This is a genomic window from Pedobacter sp. SYP-B3415 (assembly GCF_004138205.1).
GTDB lineage: Bacteria > Bacteroidota > Bacteroidia > Sphingobacteriales > Sphingobacteriaceae > Pedobacter.
The window spans coordinates 224,556-243,893 of the sequence record NZ_RXNQ01000031.1 but is presented as its reverse complement, the minus strand read 5'-3'; the positions used below and the strand labels follow the sequence as shown (position 1 = coordinate 243,893).

Genomic DNA, 19,338 nt, shown 5'->3' with positions numbered 1-19,338 from the left:
GCGTTTACCTGGTTTAATTGTTAATTGGTTTATTATTAGCGCCTTATGTTGTTTTTAGGGCTGATTTAAAGCTTGTAGGGGAATGCAGGATATTCCAAAATGGCGAAGCTGAAACGTATTAAAAATCAAAAGCGGGCAGAAGTCCGAAGCCTTTTATGATTCGTGTGGAGAGGTGTAAACCCTCATTTAACCCTCATACTACAGACTTCGCTTCAATGCTCTCTGAAACCGGTTTGCGAAACCCTGGCCGCATCCAAAAAGTCAACGAACATGGATTTTCTGACAGAAACTGAGCGCTGCGGTGGTCGAACCCTAGCCGAGCAACTGATCGGGGTTGGGAATGAAATTCAGGAAGGATTGAAATTTCGCTTTGTATTTCTTTTTATCCAACTTGAAATAAAACGCGCCGCGTTTTGATCCGGATTTGTCTTTCTCCTGCAGTTTAATCAAGAGACCGGTCGAAGTAACCTTGCGGATAAAATTGCGGTTATCAATGCGCGTGGCGTAAACCTGTTCGTAAAGGTTCTGGAGTTGCGGAATGGTGAACTTCTGGGGGAGCAGTTCAAACAGAATGGGATGCAGGGCGGCTTTGTAACGAACGCGTTTACGGGCTTCCTCAACCATTTCATTGTGGTCGAAAATCAGCTGCGGGGCCTCATCTATCTGGAACCACTCAGCGTGATACTCATCGCTAAGCTGATTTTGATACTTTTTGATGTCGATAAATGCAAAATAAGCGACACAAACGGTCCGTGCGTAGGGATCGCGCAGCGGTTCGCCGTACGTTTTTAACTGCTCAAGATAAACATTGTTCAGGCCGGTAAGTTCAAAAAGCACACGGCCTGCGGCAGCTTCAAGGTCTTCACCCTTTCCGACAAATCCACCCATTAAACTCCACTGGTCTTTTGCCGGCTCAAAACCCCGTTTAATAAGAAGAATCTTCAGGTTTTCGCCGTCAAAGCCAAATACAATGCAATCAATGGCTACCAGCATGGCTGTCTGGTCTGCATATTTGTTTAGTAAAGGTTTGTTCATATGATCCCTGGCGGTTAAAAGCTGCTAAATATATGATTTTACTGGTATTTTGTGTTGCCCGCGCTTGCGGCAGGCCAAGCATTACCGCTGTTACTGCAATGTTTGACCTTATTTACAACCTGTTTTGACCGGTCATTGTGACTGAAATACTCCCGTTTTCATTGAGTCGGGGTAGGTGTTTCGCTTTCTGCGCAAAGGGCGACGACACTTGAAAAAAACGAATGGGCGGTCTGCCTCAGGTCGTGGATCTGAAACCAGCGGCCGCGACTGAAGTCATAACCTATCCTGACCTGCACTTTAAAACATGCGCTTATCTGTTCGCTTTCGCCGGAAGATGTTATTCGTCAACGAGCATTCCGTCTTATGGAAATGGGACAGCTTGTGTATTGAAGTTTATGTATGCCGCATTTATGACAATAAAGCCTCTTTCACTACCAATTTTTCTGATAAATTTGGAGCTGATCGAGCAATTCATTCATGTTGGAAAACACGTTTTACCAGGAAATCCTGGATAGACAGGGCCGGGTTGAATCTGTACCGGCGAACCAGGCTATCGCAGACTGGGCACTGGCCTTACTGAATCTGATGTATCCCGAGCGCGGTGCTGCCCCGGTTGTAGATTCAGATCAGTTGACCCATGCTTTTCAGCGAAGTAAACTGGAGTTAACCCGCATGCTGAATGCCACGAAAGCATGCTCAGATTGCAACAATGAGCAGGTTGCCGATCTGTTTTTTAACAGGTTGCCTGAACTGTACCGGCTCATGAATACAGATGTGCAGGCTATTTTATCCGGCGACCCCGCAGCTAACAGCGAATTTGAGATTATACGTTGTTATCCGGGCTTTTTTGCCACTGCCCTCTATCGGCTTGCCCATGAGCTGCTTCTCCTGGATGTGCCGGCTATTCCTCGTATATTGACTGAATACGTGCATTCGGTAACAGGTATAGATATTCACCCCGGCGCAGAGATCGGCGCATTCCTGTATATTGATCACGGGACGGGCCTTGTTATCGGCGAGACTACGGTGATCGGCAACCACGTTAAATTATACCAGGGCGTAACGCTCGGGGCTTTAAGCGTTGAGAAATACATGGCCAATACCAAACGTCATCCTACTATTGGTGATCATGTGATCATTTATTCAGGCGCAACGATTCTTGGTGGCGATACCATTGTTGGAAATAATTGTATTATAGGAGGGAACGTCTGGTTAACCAAAAGCGTACCTCCAGACTCTGTGGTTTACCACCAGTCTGTTGTGAAAATTACCGAATCAAAAAACCCAACGCATGAATAGCATTATCGACTGTATAGGTAACACGCCACTGGCAGAAATCCGCAAACTGCATGATAATCCGCAGGTCAGAATTTTTGCTAAACTCGAAGGAAATAATCCTGGCGGAAGCGTAAAAGACCGCGCGGCGCTGAATATGATCAGAAGCGCCATAGAGCGGGGCGATGTGAATCCAAATATCAGGCTTATTGAAGCGACGAGCGGAAATACGGGTATCGCACTGGCCATGATCGCAGCTATCTATGGCATCTCTATCGAACTGGTAATGCCTGCCAGTTCTACGCGCGAGCGGACCCTGACCATGGAAGCTTTTGGCGCCAGGGTTACGTTGCTCGAATCAATCGAAGTCTGCCGTGACTACGCTGAAGACCGGGGTTCCAGTCCCGGTTATTTTTTGTTGAACCAGTTTGCCAATCCGGATAACTTCCTGGCGCATTATAAAACAACAGGACCTGAAATCTGGCACGATACGCAAAGACAGATCACACATTTCGTGAGCAGTATGGGAACTACGGGAAGCATTATGGGTAATTCCATGTTTTTAAAGGAGCAAAATCCGGATATCCAGATTGTTGGGTGTCAGCCGACCGAGGATTCTTCGATCCCGGGTATCAGGCGCTGGCCTGAAGCCTACCTGCCAAAAATATTTGACCCCAGCCGTGTAGACCGGATAATGGATGTTTCGCAGCACGAAGCAACGCTCATGGCCCGAAGAATGGCGCGTGAGGAGGGTATATTTGCGGGCATGAGCAGCGGAGGGGCACTTCACTGCGCCCTGCAGCTTGCCGGCGAACTGGACAGCGGTCTGATTGTCTTTATTGCCTGCGACCGCGGCGACCGGTACCTGAGTTCGGATTTATTCTCGGAGGCAGTGGAACCTGCAGTCAGGTCGCAGATATAAGTTTTGTATTCCGAAACAATTTCGATACAATCCACTTTTCTGCGAGTAAAATGATTTAGCAGGCTTATTTTTACGTAATTAAAACCAAACACATGAAGAAATACACTTTAGCTGCCGCAGCAGTGATCTTATTATGGACCGCTTCTGCGCAGGCTCAGAAACGCAAACGCTGGGAAGATATTGACAGTACAGGCTATTTTAAAAAGGAAGTAATTACAAAGAAAGGGTATACCCTGACCTTTATCAATACCGATTCAAATTTTAGCGCTGCAACCGGAGAGCGTTTAAAAGATCTTTTCTGGAAAGTATACCCGGCTGAACTTAAGCGATTTAATAAACAAGGCCGTCGCAACGTAACCGTAGCGGTAACCAGCGAATACAAAGGTGTTGCGGCAGCAATGAACGGTGTGATCAAAATTGATCCAAGCTGGGTTGCCAAAAATCCTGAAGATATCGATTTGTTAACGCACGAGCTTATGCACATTGCCCAGGGTTATGCCTATGAATCGGCACCGGTCTGGCTTACAGAAGGCATTGCTGACTATGCCCGTTTTCACTTCGGTAAAAATAATGAGCAGGCCAAATGGTCGCTGACTCCTTTCAACGAGAAACATAATTATACAAACTCCTACCGCATTGCGGCCCGTTTCCTTGTATGGCTTGAAAAGAATAAAAAGAAAAATATCGTTGATCAGCTGAATAAAGCTGCGCGCGAGAAAACATATACACCTGAGCTGTGGAAAGAGCTGGCCGGTGCAGATTTGGATACCTTGTGGAATGAATACAAGGCTAATCCAAACAAAGGCATGGTCTCATAATCAGGCAATACGATAGAAATAAAAAAACCGGAAGACAATTCTTCCGGTTTTTTTGCATTTGGGCATGTAGATCAGAAATCTGAATAGGCCGTCGGACTAAGCAAGAGGCTGATGTTCCTTGACACGTTTTTCTGATATTCCGGTCTTGCAGACAATTCCTTCCACTGGCTGTCTGCGCCGAAGGTCTTCCAGTGCGCATCGCGATCAGCTTTATCATCAAATGCGGTCATATACATCAGGTTGGGCATGGTGCCGCCTGCAATCACTTCACCATAAAATACAGCATTGAAATTGAGGCGCTTAAAGAGGCCGATTTCATCTCCCGCATTAAACATTTCGATCTTGTTCCTGGAAATCATTTCGGTTGGTCCTTCATAACTTCTGAGCTCATAAACGCGTTTTGGTTTGCTGTTCTTCAGTTGGGGAATGTCCGGCTGCGGAGCTTTTACAAAAGGTGTCATCAGGATAGTTTCGATACGCTGGTATACAGGAGCGTCATGCGGAGCACGAAGATAAGCGGCGCCTTCTGACAGGTATTCGCGGTCTTTGTCCAGCCTGGGCTGCAAACGGGTGAGTTCGTCAAATGAACGGAAAGGAATAAATACATAGATCTTTCTCTCATCTGAAACACCCGGATTAAAGGGTTTAAAAACACCCACATGCGGAATTCCGGCACGGTGCAGGGCGGGCAGGTAGGCTCGTTCGAGATATTGCTCGACAGCATTTTGCTGGATACTATCTTTCAGATGATAAATTTTAAGCTGGTAAAGCCCGGTGCGTGCCGCAGAGCCCATCAGCGGTAACGCTAAAAGTAAAGTGCAGATCAAAAGCGACCTGAAGCTGTTGGATAATTGTGTGTACATACGGTAAAGCTAACTAATGATTCTAACACTCAAAATAACCATGTTGTTACCGTCGCCACAATTTTTCATGCCGTCCTTTAACCACCAGGAATGGCTTTAAAGCTATTATCATCAGTATACCGGATTTTTAACCTGCCGACTGACTTTTTACATCATCGTTTGTGATGCGGCGTTCATTTTTCCTGATCGAGCCCTGCAGTTTACCGAACTTCCAGACTAAATTTACGTTGAAGCGCCTGAAGTAATTTTCTCTTGAATAGGCATTGCTGAAATTGCTTCCCTCTACAAAATTGGTATATGCCCTAAACTTCCTGAAAGGGTTGGCAGCCATTGCAGATACGATAAGTTTATCTTTAATCAGGTCTTTGCTGCCGCTTACTGCCATGAAGTAATAGTCGTTGGATGCGCCCTGAAGCAGTACATCAGGTGCGCCGTAATTAAATGAAAAGGTAGTTTTCCAGGTTTTTTCAAACTTATAAGAACTGTTTGCAGAAACATATCCTGTCATTCCCGAATTGCGGGTCAGCAGACCTTCAATCATCCCTTCCAGCCAGATATAATTCAGGTTACCATTGGCGCTTACATTCCACTTGGCTGTAACCGGATAGTTGATATTCAGATTTGCGCCGAGCTTGCGGTCTCTTCCTATGTTCAGAAAAGTAATGCGGGTAATGTTGCTGGCTGGATCATAGCGGAGCACGGTCTGCTGCGTATTGTTGGCAAAATTGTAACTGAATCCAAGATTTAACGAACCCTTTTTTGAATAAGAATAGCCAAGATCAAAGTTGTTGCTAAGCACCGGCACAAGGTCAGGATTGCCGTACTGTTCAATGTTTGGCCTGGAGCGGTCTACAAACGGGTTCAGAAAATAGATTGCAGGCCGTTCAATACGCTGCGTAAATCCAAGGCTGATACTTTCCCCATCTCTCAGTTTCCTGTTGAGAGACAGCGTTGGTATCACGTTAAAATAATTTTGTCTTACTTGTTCATCGCCGGTTGCAAATAAGCCCTTAACATAGGTATATTCGATTCTGGCGCCGCCTTTCAGTGTAAACTTTTTAAAAGCCAGAGCCGCGCTGGTATAGGCGCCATATACATTTTGTTCGTTCGAGTAACCGTTGCTCTGCCCAACCTGCAGTTCGTAAATTTGTGTTCCGGGATTAAGCGTGTAAGATTGAAAATCTGTGCTCCCTTCCCTCAGGATGGCTTTCAGACCAGCTTCGAGCGTTACTTTCCTGATCGGCACCACATAGTCTGCCTGCGCGGTCTGTTCGCGGAAAGAACTTTTATTTTCTTGTTGTACATCGCGCAGATTGAAGTTTTGCCGGTTCAGATAGGCAATTGCGCTGTTATTGGGTTCGCGGGAGCTAAAATGTTTGTATGAAAAAGTGAGCAGATGATCTTTGTTGTTACGAAAACCCCGCTGGTAATTGGCCGTATAATCACTTCCCCGCCATTCGAAAAGCCGGTTGTTTTCGGTATTATAGGCACTGTTTGTTTGTCCGCTCAGGTTAAACTGCTGTTTAGTGATCTGCCGGTTGTAACCGCCGTAAGGATTAATCTCTAAGGTAAGAAGATTGAGCGTATCGAGTTCATAACTCAGGGAAGCTGTTCCCCACAACCATTTATTATCTACGCTGTTATTGCCTGCGCCGACAAGCGTCGTTGCATTCGCTCCGGTAGTGATCCTTGTTTCGAGCACCCTGATGCCAGAAACCTTCCAGATACCGGTGCCACCGCTCAGGTCGGCCCCGAAGCGGCCCTGCTTCCAGGTCAGGTACACATTTGCACCCGGTCCGCCAGGGGTCTGATGCCGAACATTTACAGAACCGTTATAGCCGTTGTCTACCTTTTTTGTGGTTATAATATTAATGATACCTGAAAGGCCTTCTGCATCAAAACGAGAAGGCGGCGTTGTGATTACTTCAATTTTCTGAATGCTTGCGGCAGGCATAGTTCTTAAAACTTCTTTCGGATCGCGCGTTACCATACCCGATGGCCGGTTATTGATCAGAATCTTAAAGTTTCCGCTTCCTTTTAATTTGATGTTATCATCGGCATCGACAGAAAGCAGGGGTACTTTACGCATCATGTCGAGAACAGTTAAGGTTTTACTTTCCGCATCCGCCTGTACATCGTAAGCAATACGGTCTGCTTCATGTCTGATGACGGGACGGTTGCCTGTTACTGCTACTTCGCCGAGGTTGCCAACAGCTGGCTGCAGCAGGATGGTGCCGAGCTGGTGATCCCTTCCGTTAAGGTCGATCTTTATCTTTTTTGTTGTATAACCGATTGATGCAAGGCTGAGCTGATAGCTGCCATTATCGGAATAGGTATGTGTAAAACGGCCGGCACTATCTGTAAGTACGGTTTTAAGTGCAGTTTCTGCCCGTTGAAAATTAACTGTTCCAAAAGCAATTGGTTTTTTTGTTAGAGAATCTGTCAGGATACCGGAGACAGTGGAAGTGCCCTGGGCAATTGCAGAGGCACTGAAACAAAAAATTACGGCAAAAAGCAGAAAGTATCTTCTTAACATGAGAGGTGGTTTCTTGGGTTTGGTTTTCTTTTGTGAAAATGACACAGGCTTTTTCCAAACGTTGCATGGCTCTTCAAAAAAGTGCAGCATCATTCCGCAACCATTTGTATGCGTAACTGTTGTTTAAGCATGCAAGAAGGAAAAGTACATCTCAGGGTAATTGGCTGCGGCGATGCATTTGGCAGCGGTGGACGGTTGAATACCAGTTTTCTGCTGCAGGCAGAAAACCGGCGACTACTTATAGATTGCGGGGCGAGTACATTGGCAGGTCTTAAAAAATATGATCTGGCAGCGGCAGATCTGGATGCTGTTGTAATCACCCATTTCCATGGCGATCATTATGGAGGTATTCCTTTTCTCCTGATGGATCTTGCTTATTCGGCAGGAGCCAGGCCGCTTCAGATCATTACACCTGCCGGTGGAGAAGAGAAAATCAGGTCCTTGCTAAATTTGTTGTACCCTGGTGCCGACCCGCTTTCAAAAATAACCGTTAACTTTCTTGAATACAGTGCCGGCCAATTACTGGATTTTGAGTTTTTTACCCTGCAGGCCTGGCGGGTTCTGCATACGGCGGAAAGTGAACCGCATGGTTTACGTATTGGAATAGCAGGAAAAACTGTTAGTTACTCGGGAGACACATCGTGGACAGACGTGTTGTTCGAGCTTAGCGATCAGGCAGACCTTTTCATGTGCGAATGCAACTTTTACAACACCGAAGTTGAAGGGCACATGACTTTTACGACGCTACAGGATAAACTGGATTATTTTACCTGTAAAAAAGTCATTCTGACCCATTTGGGTCCGGATATGCTGGCTCGGTCCGTTCCCGGTATATGCCTGGCTACTGACGGAATGTTGTATGAGATTGTGTAGGGAAGTAAGAAAATGTTTCTATAAAGTGTATAAAATTTAACTTAAAGTTGGTAACTTTACAAAAGTTACCAACTTTGCAGGAGTCGAGGTCTGTTTTAGCCAACGCGTAAAAAAGCGGAACGCCTAGTTAGGATAAACAAATACCTTTCTCATTCACTATTATAAATTCATCCTTGTCCGGTAAAAATTCGCTGAATGAAATAAGATCCTTCTGAACAGTCTCAAAGCAGTATTTGCCTGAGTCTTCTGAATTAAGCCCCCCTGAATTTTATGTCTATGGGTTTTAAGTACAGGCGGCGGTTTTGATGACGGTTTTGCCTGATTACTGTCACTAATAGGTGCGGACCGGCCTTGTATCTTCTCGCCGCAGAAAAGTATTAAAAGTCTTGCACTGTTTTACGGAGGTTGGGAAGAACCAAGGAGGGGAACCAGCCCGGAACGGAATGGTGCAGGGATAATCCGGGCCTTTTCCCGCCGCCGTCGGACTTTTGATGCTTTTATGCAAGAAGAGATACACAGCCGGAGCGTTTATTCGTGTCTCTTTAATGAATTTCAAAGGTACGAACGCTTTCGGCTATGCCTCAGGTGCTTCTTTTCCAAGAAAAAGAAGGAGCCCCCGCGGCGGTGAGCGGTCCGATACCCCAGTTTCACTTTTGTTGAAAAGCGAAGGCTATAGACTCCCGCAAAACTTTCCCCGGACAAAAATGATTATAAATTCATGGCCCAATAGTATTTATCATTTTCCACAAACCTGTGCAAAACTGTATTGATTTTTTTTAAATTGCTAATATTTTTAGCATTACTTTTGTTGCATTCTACCGGAATATGATCCCTGTCCGAATGCCTGAGCTATGCATATGGCTGGGCTGAATAGCTAATACTCCGCTTATGAATGCAAATAACAGCAATAAACGAGACACCATAGATAAGTTAAGACAGGAAATCTTGCATATGCAGGGATTTAAACCTGGCGGTACGGGCACTACAAAAATGCCAGGTTTAGAAGTTATTGAACAAGCTTTTCCAAATGCAATTTTTCCGCTTGGAGCTGTTCATGAGTTTATTTGCGAAGGTCAGGAGGGTAGTGCAGCATCGGGCGGTTTTATAGGCGGTTTACTCGGTTTATTAATGCAGGAAACCGGCGCCTGTTTATGGATCAGCACATCCAGAAAACTTTTTCCTCCTGCGCTCGAAAGTTTTGGTGCCGCTCCGCATCGTGTCATCTTTGCAGATGTAGATAAAGAAAAAGACCTGTTATGGGCTACTGAAGAAGCATTAAAATGCGAAGGCCTTTCTGCAGTCATTACAGAATTACGCGACATTACCTTCGCCCAGTCGCGCCGGCTCCAGCTAGCTGTAGAAAAAAGCAGGGTAACATCATTTATCATGCGAAAGGACCCTGCAAGACTTTCATCAACTACAAGTGTGGCAAGATGGAAGATCTTACCTGCCCCGAGCGTAAATGAGGCCGGTTTGCCTGGTGTAGGCTTCCCGCACTGGCAGGTAGAGCTGCTCAAAGTACGCAATGGTTATCCCGGCTGCTGGGAAGTTACCTGGTCGGCCGGGAAATTTGAGACGCAGCAAAAACGCTCAGGTGCATTAACAATTCCTCTTGACGGACAAAGGAAAACCGGCTGATCATGCAAAAGAGATTTCTTTCTTTATGGTTTCCTTTCCTTGTTTCTGACTGGTTATGTATACGCCGCCCGGAGTTGAAGGAAAGTGCATTTGTGTTTGCCGGCCTGGTACGCGGCCGGAAGATCGTCAGCATGGCAAGTGCTTTAGCCGCCCGTAAAGGAATCACTGCAAAAATGACGGTAGCAGATGCCCGTGCGCTCGTGCCTGAACTGGATGTGTTTGATGAAGAACCCGGCAGGGAACAACGCCTGTTGCGGGCACTTGCCAAATGGTGTGTACGTTTTTCACCATTCGTTGCAGTTGATTCTCCTGAAGGCTTATTTATTGATATTTCCGGGTGCACGCACTTATGGGGTGGTGAGGCCGCGTATCTGGATGACCTGCTGTTGCGGCTCAGCAAACCAGGATATACTGTTTATGGCGCCATTGCCGATACGCCTGGTGCCGCCTGGGCTATGGTAAGATGCGGCAGGAATAAAATGATTGTTGAATCAGGCTCGATAACCGAAGCATTGCTGCCCCTGCCACCTGGCGCCTTACGTTTAGATCATATACTCATACAGCGGTTTGCGAAACTTGGTCTGAACCGTATTGCAGATTTTATTAGTATGCCACGCAGTGTGCTGCGCAGAAGGTTTGGCGAGAGCCTTTTGCAGCGTCTGGCACAGACCCTTGGTCAGGAAGATGAATACCTGGAACCTGTTGTGTTCCCAGATCCTTTCCACGAACGCCTGCCATGTCTGGAGCCTATTAAAACTGCAGTTGGTATTGAGGTAGCAGTAAAGAAACTGCTTGAAATGTTATGCAAAAGACTTAAAGATGAGGGTGTAGGTTTGCGGAAGGCAATACTTACTGTTTTCCGCATTGATGGTAAAAAGATTCGAACCCTGATAGGTACAAATCGTGCAGTACAGAGTGAGGAACATATTTTTAAGTTATTTGAATTAAAAATCCCTGGTATAGCACCTGGAATGGGTATTGAACTTTTCACGCTCGATGCCCAGCAGACTGAGAAGATGCCCCTTCAGAACGAAGCTTTGTGGAAAACCGGAGCCACTATAGACGATGGGGAAGTAGCCAGCCTCTTAGACCGGCTGGCCTGCCGCATTGGTTCCGATCGCATTCGAAGGTATGTGCCTGCTGAACATTTCTGGCCGGAGCGCTCTTTCAGGCTTGCCGCATCTATCATAGAAAAACCTGCATCAAACTGGGCACCCGAAAGGCCCCGCCCGGTACAGTTGCTTAATCAGCCTGAAAAAATTGAAGTCACAGCACCCATACCGGATTATCCGCCTATGCTTTTTCGCTATAAAGGCCAGACACACCATATCAGTAAAGCTGATGGCCCTGAACGCATTGAGCGCGAGTGGTGGCTTGAAAGCGGAGAGCACCGGGATTATTACCATGTAGAAGATAAGGAAGGCAGGCGTTACTGGTTATTCCGTTCAGGTCATTACCGTGGCGATTCAGGAAACCAATGGTTTATTCACGGTTTTTTTGCATAAAGACATGAGAACGTATACAGAACTGCAGGTAACCACCAATTTTAGTTTTCTGAAAGGCGCTTCCCACCCCGACGAGCTGGTGATACGGGCTGATGAACTGGGTTACCGGAAGATTGCCATTACCGATTGCAACACGCTAGCAGGGGTGGTTCGCGCGCATGTAGCTGCACGCGGAAGGGACATCAGTATTATTCCTGCCTGCCGTCTGGAACTGCTAGATGGTCCGCCATTGCTTGCCTATCCAACCAACCTGGAGTCATACAAACGTCTTTCAGCGCTCCTGACAACCGGAAATATGCGCGCCGAGAAAGGTTCATGTTTCTTATATAAGTCTGATGTTTTTGAACAGGCTGCTGGGATGAAAATGATCGCCGTTCCGCCGCAGACGCTGAATGCGGCATTTGATTTTGACCCCGCATTTAAACAACACCTTAGCGATTACAGGAAGGCTTTTGGTGCCGACCTTTCGCTGGCAATGGTGCGTAGCTACAGCGGAAATGATCAGAAAAAAATGTTCAGGATTTATCAGCTTGCAAATGAACTGGATATTCCCCTGGTAGCCTGTAACGATGTATTTTACCATGACCCCGGAAGACGGGAGTTACAGGATATTCTGACTTGTGTGCGTGAAAAGTGCACCATTTATACGGCAGGTTTCTTGTTAAACAGCAATGCAGAACGCTTTCTGAAACCGCCTGAAGAAATGGAGCGTCTCTTCTCAAGGTATCCTTCCGCACTTGAAAACGCCTGTAAAATTGGTGAAGCCTGTACTTTTTCTCTTGATGAACTCAAATATGTTTACCCGAGAGAAGTTACGCCTGAAGGCCGGACCCCGCAGGAGGAGCTGGTTCATCTTGCCTGGAAAGGTGCCGCGGAAAGGTTTGGAGAAAATATACCTGAGAAAATCCAATCTGCAATACGGTATGAACTGTCATTTATGGAAGAAATGAATTATGCCTCCTACTTTCTGACCGTATATGATATTGTGCGTTTTGCACGCGATAAAGGTATTCTATGCCAGGGCAGGGGATCTGCTGCAAATTCGACGGTATGTTATTGCCTGGGCATTACTTCTGTTGATCCTGATAAATTTGACCTGCTTTTTGAACGCTTCATTTCATCTGCACGCAATGAACCACCCGATATTGATGTCGATTTTGAACACGAGAGGCGCGAAGAGGTAATCCAGTATATATATAATAAATATGGCCGTGACCGTGCCGCCATCGTGGCCACCGTTACCCAACTTCATCAAAAAGGTGCCATAAGAGACGTTGGTAAGGCAATGGGCCTTTCTATTGATACGGTTAACAGACTCAGCGGAGCAATCTGGGAGTTTACAGATGAATGGTTTGAAGAGGAACGTCTTGTAGAACAGGGGTTAAACCCAGGCGACCCGCATCTGCGGAAGGTTTTGCAGCTTACCGCGCAGATGATCGGCTTCCCGCGGCAGCTTGGTCAGCATACGGGCGGGTTTGTCATCACGGAAGGGAAACTTACAGACCTTTGCCCCATTATCAATGCCCGTATGGAAGACCGGACCAACATAGAATGGAATAAGGATGATATTGAAGCACTAGGGTTTCTGAAAATTGATGTTCTCGGATTGGGGATGCTTACCTGTATCCGCAAAGCTTTTGAACTGGCAAAAAAGGATTATAACCTGGACCTTACCCTGGCAAATATTAAGCATGATGACCGCGTATATGACATGATCTGTAAAGCAGATACGATCGGTGTGTTCCAGATAGAGAGTCGTGCACAACAGTCCATGCTGCCACGGCTGCAGCCGCGAAAATTTTATGACCTGGTTATTGAAGTGGCTATTGTGCGGCCAGGACCTATCCAGGGAGATATGGTACATCCTTACCTAAGAAGGCGAAATAATGAAGAAGCGGTAGTTTATCCTTCACCAGAACTGCAGGAAATTTTAGAACGAACTTTGGGCGTTCCGCTTTTCCAGGAACAGGCTATGAAAATAGCTATTGTTGGTGCTGGTTTTACACCTACCGAGGCAGATGAGCTGCGGCGAAGCATGGCCACCTTCAAGTTCAAGGGCCTGGTTAACCAGTTTGAAGAAAAGCTGGTGAACGGCATGCTTGCAAAAGGATATTCTGAGGAATTTGCCCGGCGTATTTTTAAGCAGCTTGAGGGTTTTGGCAGTTACGGTTTTCCTGAAAGCCATGCCGCAAGTTTTGCATTGCTGGTTTATGTGTCATGTTATTTAAAATGTTTTTACCCTGATGTGTTTGCTGCCGCGCTGCTGAACAGTATGCCCATGGGTTTTTATCAGCCGGCGCAGATTGTCATTGATGCCCGTAAACATGGGGTAGAAGTTCGCGCCGCAGACGTTAACCACTCGGGCTGGGACAATCACCTGGAAGAATTTTCAGGAAAGTACAGAGCGATAAGACTTGGGTTCAGGCAAATAAAGGGTATGCCAGTCGAAGATGCAGAGTTACTTGTAAGAAAGAGGGGAGGCGGCTATCAGACAGTAGCCTCTTTGCGTGATGCCGGCGTTAGCCAGGGCGCCCTGGAAAAACTGGCAGATGCCGATGCATTTCGTTCGCTGGGTATGGACCGAAGGAAGGCACTCTGGGAGGTTGCCGCCCTGCACGACAGGCCCGTTGCGCTTTTTGAAGGCCAGCCCTCTGAAAGTAAGACTGAGCAGCAAATCGAGTTGCCATTTATGCGTACATCTGAACATGTGGTACAGGATTATGCGAGCACATCATTATCGCTTAAGGCGCATCCTGTAAGTTTTGTTCGTGAAGAACTGACATTGCTGCATATCCGTTCTACCCAACAGATTAACGAAACAGCCGATGGCCAGCTGGTAAAAGTGGCCGGCCTGGTGCTCGTCAGGCAACGCCCCGGAACTGCCGGTGGTGTTTGTTTTATTACTATTGAAGATGAAACAGGCTTTAGTAACCTTGTTGTATTTGAAAGCCTGTTTACAAAATACCGCAGGGAGATTCTTCAGTCAAAATTGCTGATGGTTGAAGGGAAACTTCAGCGTGAAGGCGAAGTAGTTCATGTTATTGTAAAACGTTGTTTTGATCTGAGTAAAATGCTCCGGAAACTTACCGCAACAGAAACAGATAACCAGCCTGTTCTCACTTTATCAAGAGCAGATGAACGCGCCCCATACCAGGCAACAAATAAACGTACAACGGTACGCGAAGTTCCGGGCGAGAAGGTCTTTCCATCTGCAAGAAATTTCAGGTAAAGCTTTTGAAATTAATAGCAACGTGCATTTTTATCTTTTGCTAAATCGAATTATTGCTATCTTGCTTTCACAAATGTAACCTGGCTTTCAGCCTTGAACCAAATACACTTAACCTGAAATAACCTACATGATTACACGAACTGACCGGCGGCTCTGCCCGGAAACCCCTGCTTTTATCTTTTCAAAAGCCGCAAAGACCTTTATTTTCCTGATGTTGGTAACGTTCTGGGCATCAGCCCAGGTCACAAAAGCACCATCGTATCCGCTCATTACCCATAACCCTTACCTGAGTATCTGGTCTCATTCAGATACACTCAGTGCGGTGCCTACAAAACATTGGACAGGAGCAGCGCATTCACTGATCGGCCTTGTTCAGGTTGATGGCATCAACTACCGTTTTCTGGGCAAAGAACCTGAACGCTTTAAGACCATCCTGCCTGCATCAGACGAAGTCTCTTATACCGTAAATTATACTGAAACCGAACCTAAAGGCGACTGGACAGATACCGACTACAATGCTTCAGGCTGGAAAACCGGCAAATCGCCCATAGGAGATAATGCCGGCACTGATAAAACGATTTGGAAAACCCGCGATATCTGGATCAGACGGACCTTTACGGTCAATGATGTTCAGGCAATCAAAGATCCCCTGCTCAAAATTTCACATGATGATGATGCTGAATTCTGGCTGAACGGAAAAAAAATCTACAGCAAAAAAGGTGTAACCAATGATTACGGCCTGATCGATTTTGATAAAGACAAACTGAAATCTGGAGTTAACGTGCTCGCAATCCATGTAGTGAACACAGGCGGAGGCGCTCGTGCCGATGCTGGTATTGCTGAGCGGGAGCCTGCAAATACCGCTTTTGACAGGGTAGCCAAACAAACTTCTGTAACCATCTCTGCTACACAGACCCGTTATACTTTCAGGGCCGGAGGTATTGCGCTCGATCTGACTTTTACATCGCCATTGCTGCTTGAAAACCTTCCCCTGCTCTCCAGACCGGTAAGTTATATTAGTTACGCAGTTCGTGCAACAGATGGAAAACAACATGATGTCAGGCTGCTCACCAGCGCATCAACAGACATTACGGTGAACAAAGCCCTGCAGCCTGTGCAGGCATCTAAGATCACAGCCGGTACACTTTCCGTGCTGAAGGCCGGCAGTAAGGAACAAAAAGTTCTTGGCAAAAAAGGCGATGATATGCGTATCGACTGGGGCTTCCTTTACATCGGTGCGCAAAAAACTGGTGGTTTGTCTCAGTACATTACATCAGAAAAAACAGCCCTTTCATCATTCGCTTCAAATAAATACACCAGCACCGCCTCTTCGGGAACAAAACTGGCGCTTAACACGGTTTTCTCTCTTGGTAAGGTAGGAAGCCAGAAAGTATCCCGCTTCCTTACTATTGGTTACGATGAAAAGTATTCGATCCAATACTTTGGTGCAAATCTGCGTCCATGGTGGAACAAGTCTGGAAACAAAGCTTTTACAAGTGAATTGATCACCGCTGCGCGTGATTATGCAAAGGTCAAAACAGCATGCAATAACTTTGATGCCCGTATGTATGCGGATGCGCGTAATTCTGGCGGATCTAAATATGCAGACCTTTGTGCACTCGCGTACCGTCAAAGTATTGCAGCCCATCAGCTGGTTGAAAGTCCGAAAGGCGAACTGCTGTGGTTTTCAAAGGAAAACTTTAGCGGTGGTTTTATTAATACGGTAGATGTCACCTATCCCTCTGCTCCGCTATTTCTGATCTACAATCCAAAACTTATGGAAGGTATGTTAAATGGTATCTTCTATTATAGTGAAAGCGGAAAATATAACAAGGATTATGCGGCTCATGACCTTGGAACGTATCCCTTTGCCAATGGCCAGACCTATGGAGAAGACATGCCAGTAGAAGAATCAGGAAATATGATCATCCTGACCGCTGCCATTGCCAAAATAGAAGGGAATGCTTCCTACGCGAAAAAACACTGGAACATCCTTACGCGCTGGGCAAAATATCTTACGCGCGAAGGTTTCGATCCTAAAAACCAGTTGTGTACAGACGACTTTGCCGGCCATCTGGCGCGGAACGCAAATCTCTCTGTCAAAGCCATCATGGGCATAGCTGCTTACGCACAAATGGCTGATCAGCTTGGTTATAAACAGGTGGCTACTGAATACCGTGGTATTGCCAGTCAGATGGCCTCAAAATGGAAAGAGATGGCATCTGACGGTGATCACTATAGCCTCACTTTCAGTGACAAACGCACCTGGAGCCAGAAGTATAACCTGGTTTGGGACAAAGTACTGGACCTTGGTATATTTTCACAGGATGTATTCGATCTGGAGTCTGCCTATTATATGAAAAAACAAAACAAGTTCGGCCTGCCGCTTGATAGCCGTAAAACATATACCAAATCTGACTGGATCGTCTGGACCGCTACTTTTGCCCCAAAACCCGAACAGTTTCAGGCACTGATTGAGCCGGTACATGCGTACAGTCAGGCCACGCCGACACGCGTTCCCTTATCTGACTGGCATGAAACGACAGATGGAAAACAAGTAGGTTTCCAGGCCAGGAGTGTAGTTGGCGGATATTTCATGAAAATGCTGTACGACAGAACAAGAAAATAACAATCCATTCAAAGTGCATGAGTGCGGCTAACTAATCCACAATATCCTGTAGCCGCTTTAAGGTAGCCACATCTGTGGCTGCCTTTTTTTTTAAAAAACTCAAACTTATATGTCGTAAGTGTGTTTACCTACGATGTCCAGATTCTTTTCTATTGCGGCGCTCCTCTTCTGTTTACAAACGGCATTTGCCCTGCCCGCAGATACTACCAAACGATATATCAAAGTCCCGGCGGGATACCTGATGGTCTTAAAAATGGGCGATGATGTCTTCGCAGAAATTGAAAAGCTGGCGCGGAACGAGAACATTCCGGCGGCAAATCTGAGCGGAATGGGTTTCGTTCATGCGCAATTTGGTTTCTTTGATTTTAAAAAGAAGCAATATCTGCCTAAGGATTTCAAGGACGTAGAGATGGCCAGCATGAGCGGTACAGTTGCCTGGGAGGGGGACAAGGTTTCATTGCACATTCATGGCGTAGTGACCGACCGTAAATTTCGTGCATGGGGCGGACACCTGCTTGCTGCCCGGGTAAGCACCGGTTCGCTTGAGGTTCTGGTAACCCTTCATGACAGAAAATTACTTCGGAAAATGGAAGATCCGCCCGGCGCTAACGTTCTTCAACTGAATTGAGCTTGGGTAGTTGCCCTCAGCGTGCCGGAAAGCGCGGCAAGACCTGGCAGGTTAATTCTCCAGCGTTGTGCGAAACCAGAAACGACTTAACACAGACTTAAACTAAAAACTATACCTTTAACCAATTTCGAGATCATCCCAAGGAAACTTACTGAAATCGAAAAATCTAGATGAACCTTACAGGTAAAATTGCGCTTGCATTGCTGCCCTTGCTTTGGCAGCCGCAACCCACAGACAACGAAAAACCATCCCTGCTAAATCGTAAATTATCTTTCTCCGTACACCGGCTTGAAACGCTGGAAAGCGTTTTGAATCGCATTGAAGTTGATCTCGGTACACGGATTAACTACACAACCAGACAGCTTTTGCCTTTCTCAGCAAAAGCAACTGTCTACCGCGGTGCTTCATTGAAAGTAATCCTTGATGAACAGTTTTCCGGAAAGCCCCTGTCTTACAAACTTCAGGGGCACCAGCTGCAAATCGTGGATACCAAAAATGCTGAAAAATAGTACGCTGCCATCTAAGTTCCCCTCATCTGTATTAAAAAAGACTACGAGGGGAACTTGAGATCATTGCACGACCGGGAACGGTCCCGCGCGCAGCGCTGTTTTAAACCAGGTCGAATGCGCGGGCAAACTGTACCAGCTCATAGTAACTGCCTATATTAAGTTTTTTCTTGATGTGTTTGCGGTGCGTTTTTACGGTCATTTCTGAAATGAAAAGTGATTCGGCTATTTCAGATGCACTTTTAGACAGCGCGAAGTAACGCAGAATTTCCAGTTCACGCGGTGTCAGCGACTCGAACTCCTGGCGGTGTTTTGAACGAAACTCCACTTCTTCCTGCAGGCGGATCGCCTTTGCACCGACGTAATGTATAGTGTCCATAGGGAAGAAGTTGCACAGAATAAGCTCGGGGCTGCCTTTTTCGTCCCATTTAAATATTCTTGCGCAGCCTATATACCAGTTCCAGGTTTCGTTGCCATGTTCCCGGATACGTATAAAATGGCTGACCGTTTCTTCGACATTGTTGTTGCGGATGAGTTTTTTAATCTTGCTGTCAAGTTTTTTTACTTCCTGGGGGTAGAACAGATGTTCAAGCTGTGCGAAAGTAAAGCCGAGCATTCCGTTGTTGCTTACGAGCTTCCGCTGGCTGCTTTCAGAAATCCAGACGAGCGTATTTTGCTGAGCGTCCAGAACTGTGGTTAATCCAGGGAATTTGTCTGCAACGGGCGCAAACGCCTGAATATCAGTTCCCCGCTCTTCGTGGGGTAGCTGTAGGGTCAATAAATTGTTCATAGGGCAGGAGATGAGCACAAAAATTATTCCTAAAACGGCTATCCTGCCTCATAATTGCCATTATGATAAAGAATTTCACAAAATGTTTACA

Annotated in this window: 14 protein-coding genes; 10 read left to right on the top strand and 4 right to left on the bottom strand. The window is 46.3% G+C overall.

Annotated elements, in window-relative coordinates; all coding sequences use genetic code 11:
* Positions 1-312: 312 nt before the first annotated feature.
* Positions 313-1,035: an NUDIX domain-containing protein gene (locus EJV45_RS11445; protein ID WP_129715809.1), complete on the bottom strand. Its 723-nt coding sequence runs from the start codon at positions 1,033-1,035 to the stop codon at positions 313-315.
* Between the two features lie 477 nt (positions 1,036-1,512).
* On the opposite strand from EJV45_RS11445, the gene EJV45_RS11440 reads away from it, so the two are divergent.
* The 3 genes from EJV45_RS11440 (at position 1,513) to EJV45_RS11430 (ending at position 4,050) form a co-directional block, all read left to right on the top strand.
* A complete protein-coding gene (locus tag EJV45_RS11440; RefSeq protein ID WP_129715808.1) occupies positions 1,513-2,334 on the top strand; it encodes a serine O-acetyltransferase in 822 nt (273 codons plus the stop codon).
* A complete protein-coding gene (gene cysM / locus EJV45_RS11435; protein ID WP_129715807.1) occupies positions 2,327-3,232 on the top strand; it encodes a cysteine synthase CysM in 906 nt (301 codons plus the stop codon). Before EJV45_RS11440 ends, cysM begins: the two co-directional genes overlap by 8 nt.
* Before the next feature lie 92 nt (positions 3,233-3,324).
* Entirely contained in the window at positions 3,325-4,050 is a 726-nt protein-coding gene (locus EJV45_RS11430; RefSeq protein ID WP_129715806.1) for a basic secretory protein-like protein, read from the top strand.
* A gap of 71 nt (positions 4,051-4,121) precedes the next feature.
* Here the strand turns inward: EJV45_RS11430 and EJV45_RS11425 are convergent, their stop codons facing one another.
* Positions 4,122-4,913, bottom strand: coding sequence for an NIPSNAP family protein (locus tag EJV45_RS11425; RefSeq protein WP_165305046.1), 792 nt, complete (start codon positions 4,911-4,913; stop codon positions 4,122-4,124).
* Positions 4,914-5,040: 127 nt separating this feature from the next.
* Positions 5,041-7,449, bottom strand: coding sequence for an outer membrane beta-barrel protein (locus EJV45_RS11420; protein WP_165305045.1), 2,409 nt, complete (start codon positions 7,447-7,449; stop codon positions 5,041-5,043).
* 129 nt (positions 7,450-7,578) lie between these two features.
* Here EJV45_RS11420 and EJV45_RS11415 point away from each other — a divergent pair, with 129 nt between their 5' ends.
* The 7 genes from EJV45_RS11415 to EJV45_RS19480 all read left to right on the top strand — a co-directional run bounded on the left by EJV45_RS11415 (position 7,579) and on the right by EJV45_RS19480 (position 18,460).
* Positions 7,579-8,322 (top strand): MBL fold metallo-hydrolase, encoded by a 744-nt coding sequence (locus EJV45_RS11415; RefSeq protein ID WP_165305044.1) that lies wholly within the window; start codon positions 7,579-7,581, stop codon positions 8,320-8,322.
* An 888-nt stretch (positions 8,323-9,210) separates the two neighbouring features.
* Positions 9,211-9,960, top strand: coding sequence for an ImuA family protein (locus EJV45_RS11410; RefSeq protein ID WP_129715803.1), 750 nt, complete (start codon positions 9,211-9,213; stop codon positions 9,958-9,960).
* Between the two features lie 2 nt (positions 9,961-9,962).
* Positions 9,963-11,465 (top strand): DNA polymerase Y family protein, encoded by a 1,503-nt coding sequence (locus EJV45_RS11405; protein ID WP_129715802.1) that lies wholly within the window; start codon positions 9,963-9,965, stop codon positions 11,463-11,465.
* Between the two features lie 4 nt (positions 11,466-11,469).
* Complete coding sequence (locus EJV45_RS11400) at positions 11,470-14,694, top strand: error-prone DNA polymerase (RefSeq protein ID WP_129715801.1); 3,225 nt, start codon at positions 11,470-11,472, stop codon at positions 14,692-14,694.
* Between the two features lie 127 nt (positions 14,695-14,821).
* Complete coding sequence (locus EJV45_RS11395; protein ID WP_240755264.1) at positions 14,822-17,323, top strand: glutaminase family protein; 2,502 nt, start codon at positions 14,822-14,824, stop codon at positions 17,321-17,323.
* Positions 17,324-17,456: 133 nt separating this feature from the next.
* On the top strand, positions 17,457-17,951 hold the full coding sequence (locus EJV45_RS11390; RefSeq protein WP_129715800.1) for a PPC domain-containing DNA-binding protein: 495 nt from the start codon (positions 17,457-17,459) through the stop codon (positions 17,949-17,951).
* Positions 17,952-18,121: 170 nt separating this feature from the next.
* Positions 18,122-18,460 carry a hypothetical protein gene (locus EJV45_RS19480; protein ID WP_165305043.1) on the top strand — a complete coding sequence of 113 codons (339 nt, stop codon included), beginning with the start codon at positions 18,122-18,124 and terminating at the stop codon, positions 18,458-18,460.
* Between the two features lie 100 nt (positions 18,461-18,560).
* On the opposite strand, the gene EJV45_RS11375 is transcribed toward EJV45_RS19480, so the two are convergent.
* Positions 18,561-19,247, bottom strand: a complete 687-nt coding sequence (locus EJV45_RS11375) for a response regulator transcription factor (RefSeq protein WP_129715797.1) — start codon at positions 19,245-19,247, stop codon at positions 18,561-18,563.
* Between the last annotated feature and the right edge of the window lie 91 nt (positions 19,248-19,338).

Coding starts and splice junctions, on each gene's coding strand:
- EJV45_RS11425 (WP_165305046.1), bottom strand. CDS start 4,913: ATGTACACACAATTATCCAACAGCTTCAGGTCGCTTTTGATCTGCACT.
- cysM (WP_129715807.1), top strand. CDS start 2,327: ATGAATAGCATTATCGACTGTATAGGTAACACGCCACTGGCAGAAATC.
- EJV45_RS11390 (WP_129715800.1), top strand. CDS start 17,457: ATGTCCAGATTCTTTTCTATTGCGGCGCTCCTCTTCTGTTTACAAACG.
- EJV45_RS11440 (WP_129715808.1), top strand. CDS start 1,513: ATGTTGGAAAACACGTTTTACCAGGAAATCCTGGATAGACAGGGCCGG.
- EJV45_RS11420 (WP_165305045.1), bottom strand. CDS start 7,449: ATGTTAAGAAGATACTTTCTGCTTTTTGCCGTAATTTTTTGTTTCAGT.
- EJV45_RS11395 (WP_240755264.1), top strand. CDS start 14,822: ATGATTACACGAACTGACCGGCGGCTCTGCCCGGAAACCCCTGCTTTT.
- EJV45_RS11410 (WP_129715803.1), top strand. CDS start 9,211: ATGAATGCAAATAACAGCAATAAACGAGACACCATAGATAAGTTAAGA.
- EJV45_RS11430 (WP_129715806.1), top strand. CDS start 3,325: ATGAAGAAATACACTTTAGCTGCCGCAGCAGTGATCTTATTATGGACC.
- EJV45_RS11405 (WP_129715802.1), top strand. CDS start 9,963: ATGCAAAAGAGATTTCTTTCTTTATGGTTTCCTTTCCTTGTTTCTGAC.
- EJV45_RS19480 (WP_165305043.1), top strand. CDS start 18,122: ATGAACCTTACAGGTAAAATTGCGCTTGCATTGCTGCCCTTGCTTTGG.
- EJV45_RS11415 (WP_165305044.1), top strand. CDS start 7,579: ATGCAAGAAGGAAAAGTACATCTCAGGGTAATTGGCTGCGGCGATGCA.
- EJV45_RS11445 (WP_129715809.1), bottom strand. CDS start 1,035: ATGAACAAACCTTTACTAAACAAATATGCAGACCAGACAGCCATGCTG.
- EJV45_RS11400 (WP_129715801.1), top strand. CDS start 11,470: ATGAGAACGTATACAGAACTGCAGGTAACCACCAATTTTAGTTTTCTG.
- EJV45_RS11375 (WP_129715797.1), bottom strand. CDS start 19,247: ATGAACAATTTATTGACCCTACAGCTACCCCACGAAGAGCGGGGAACT.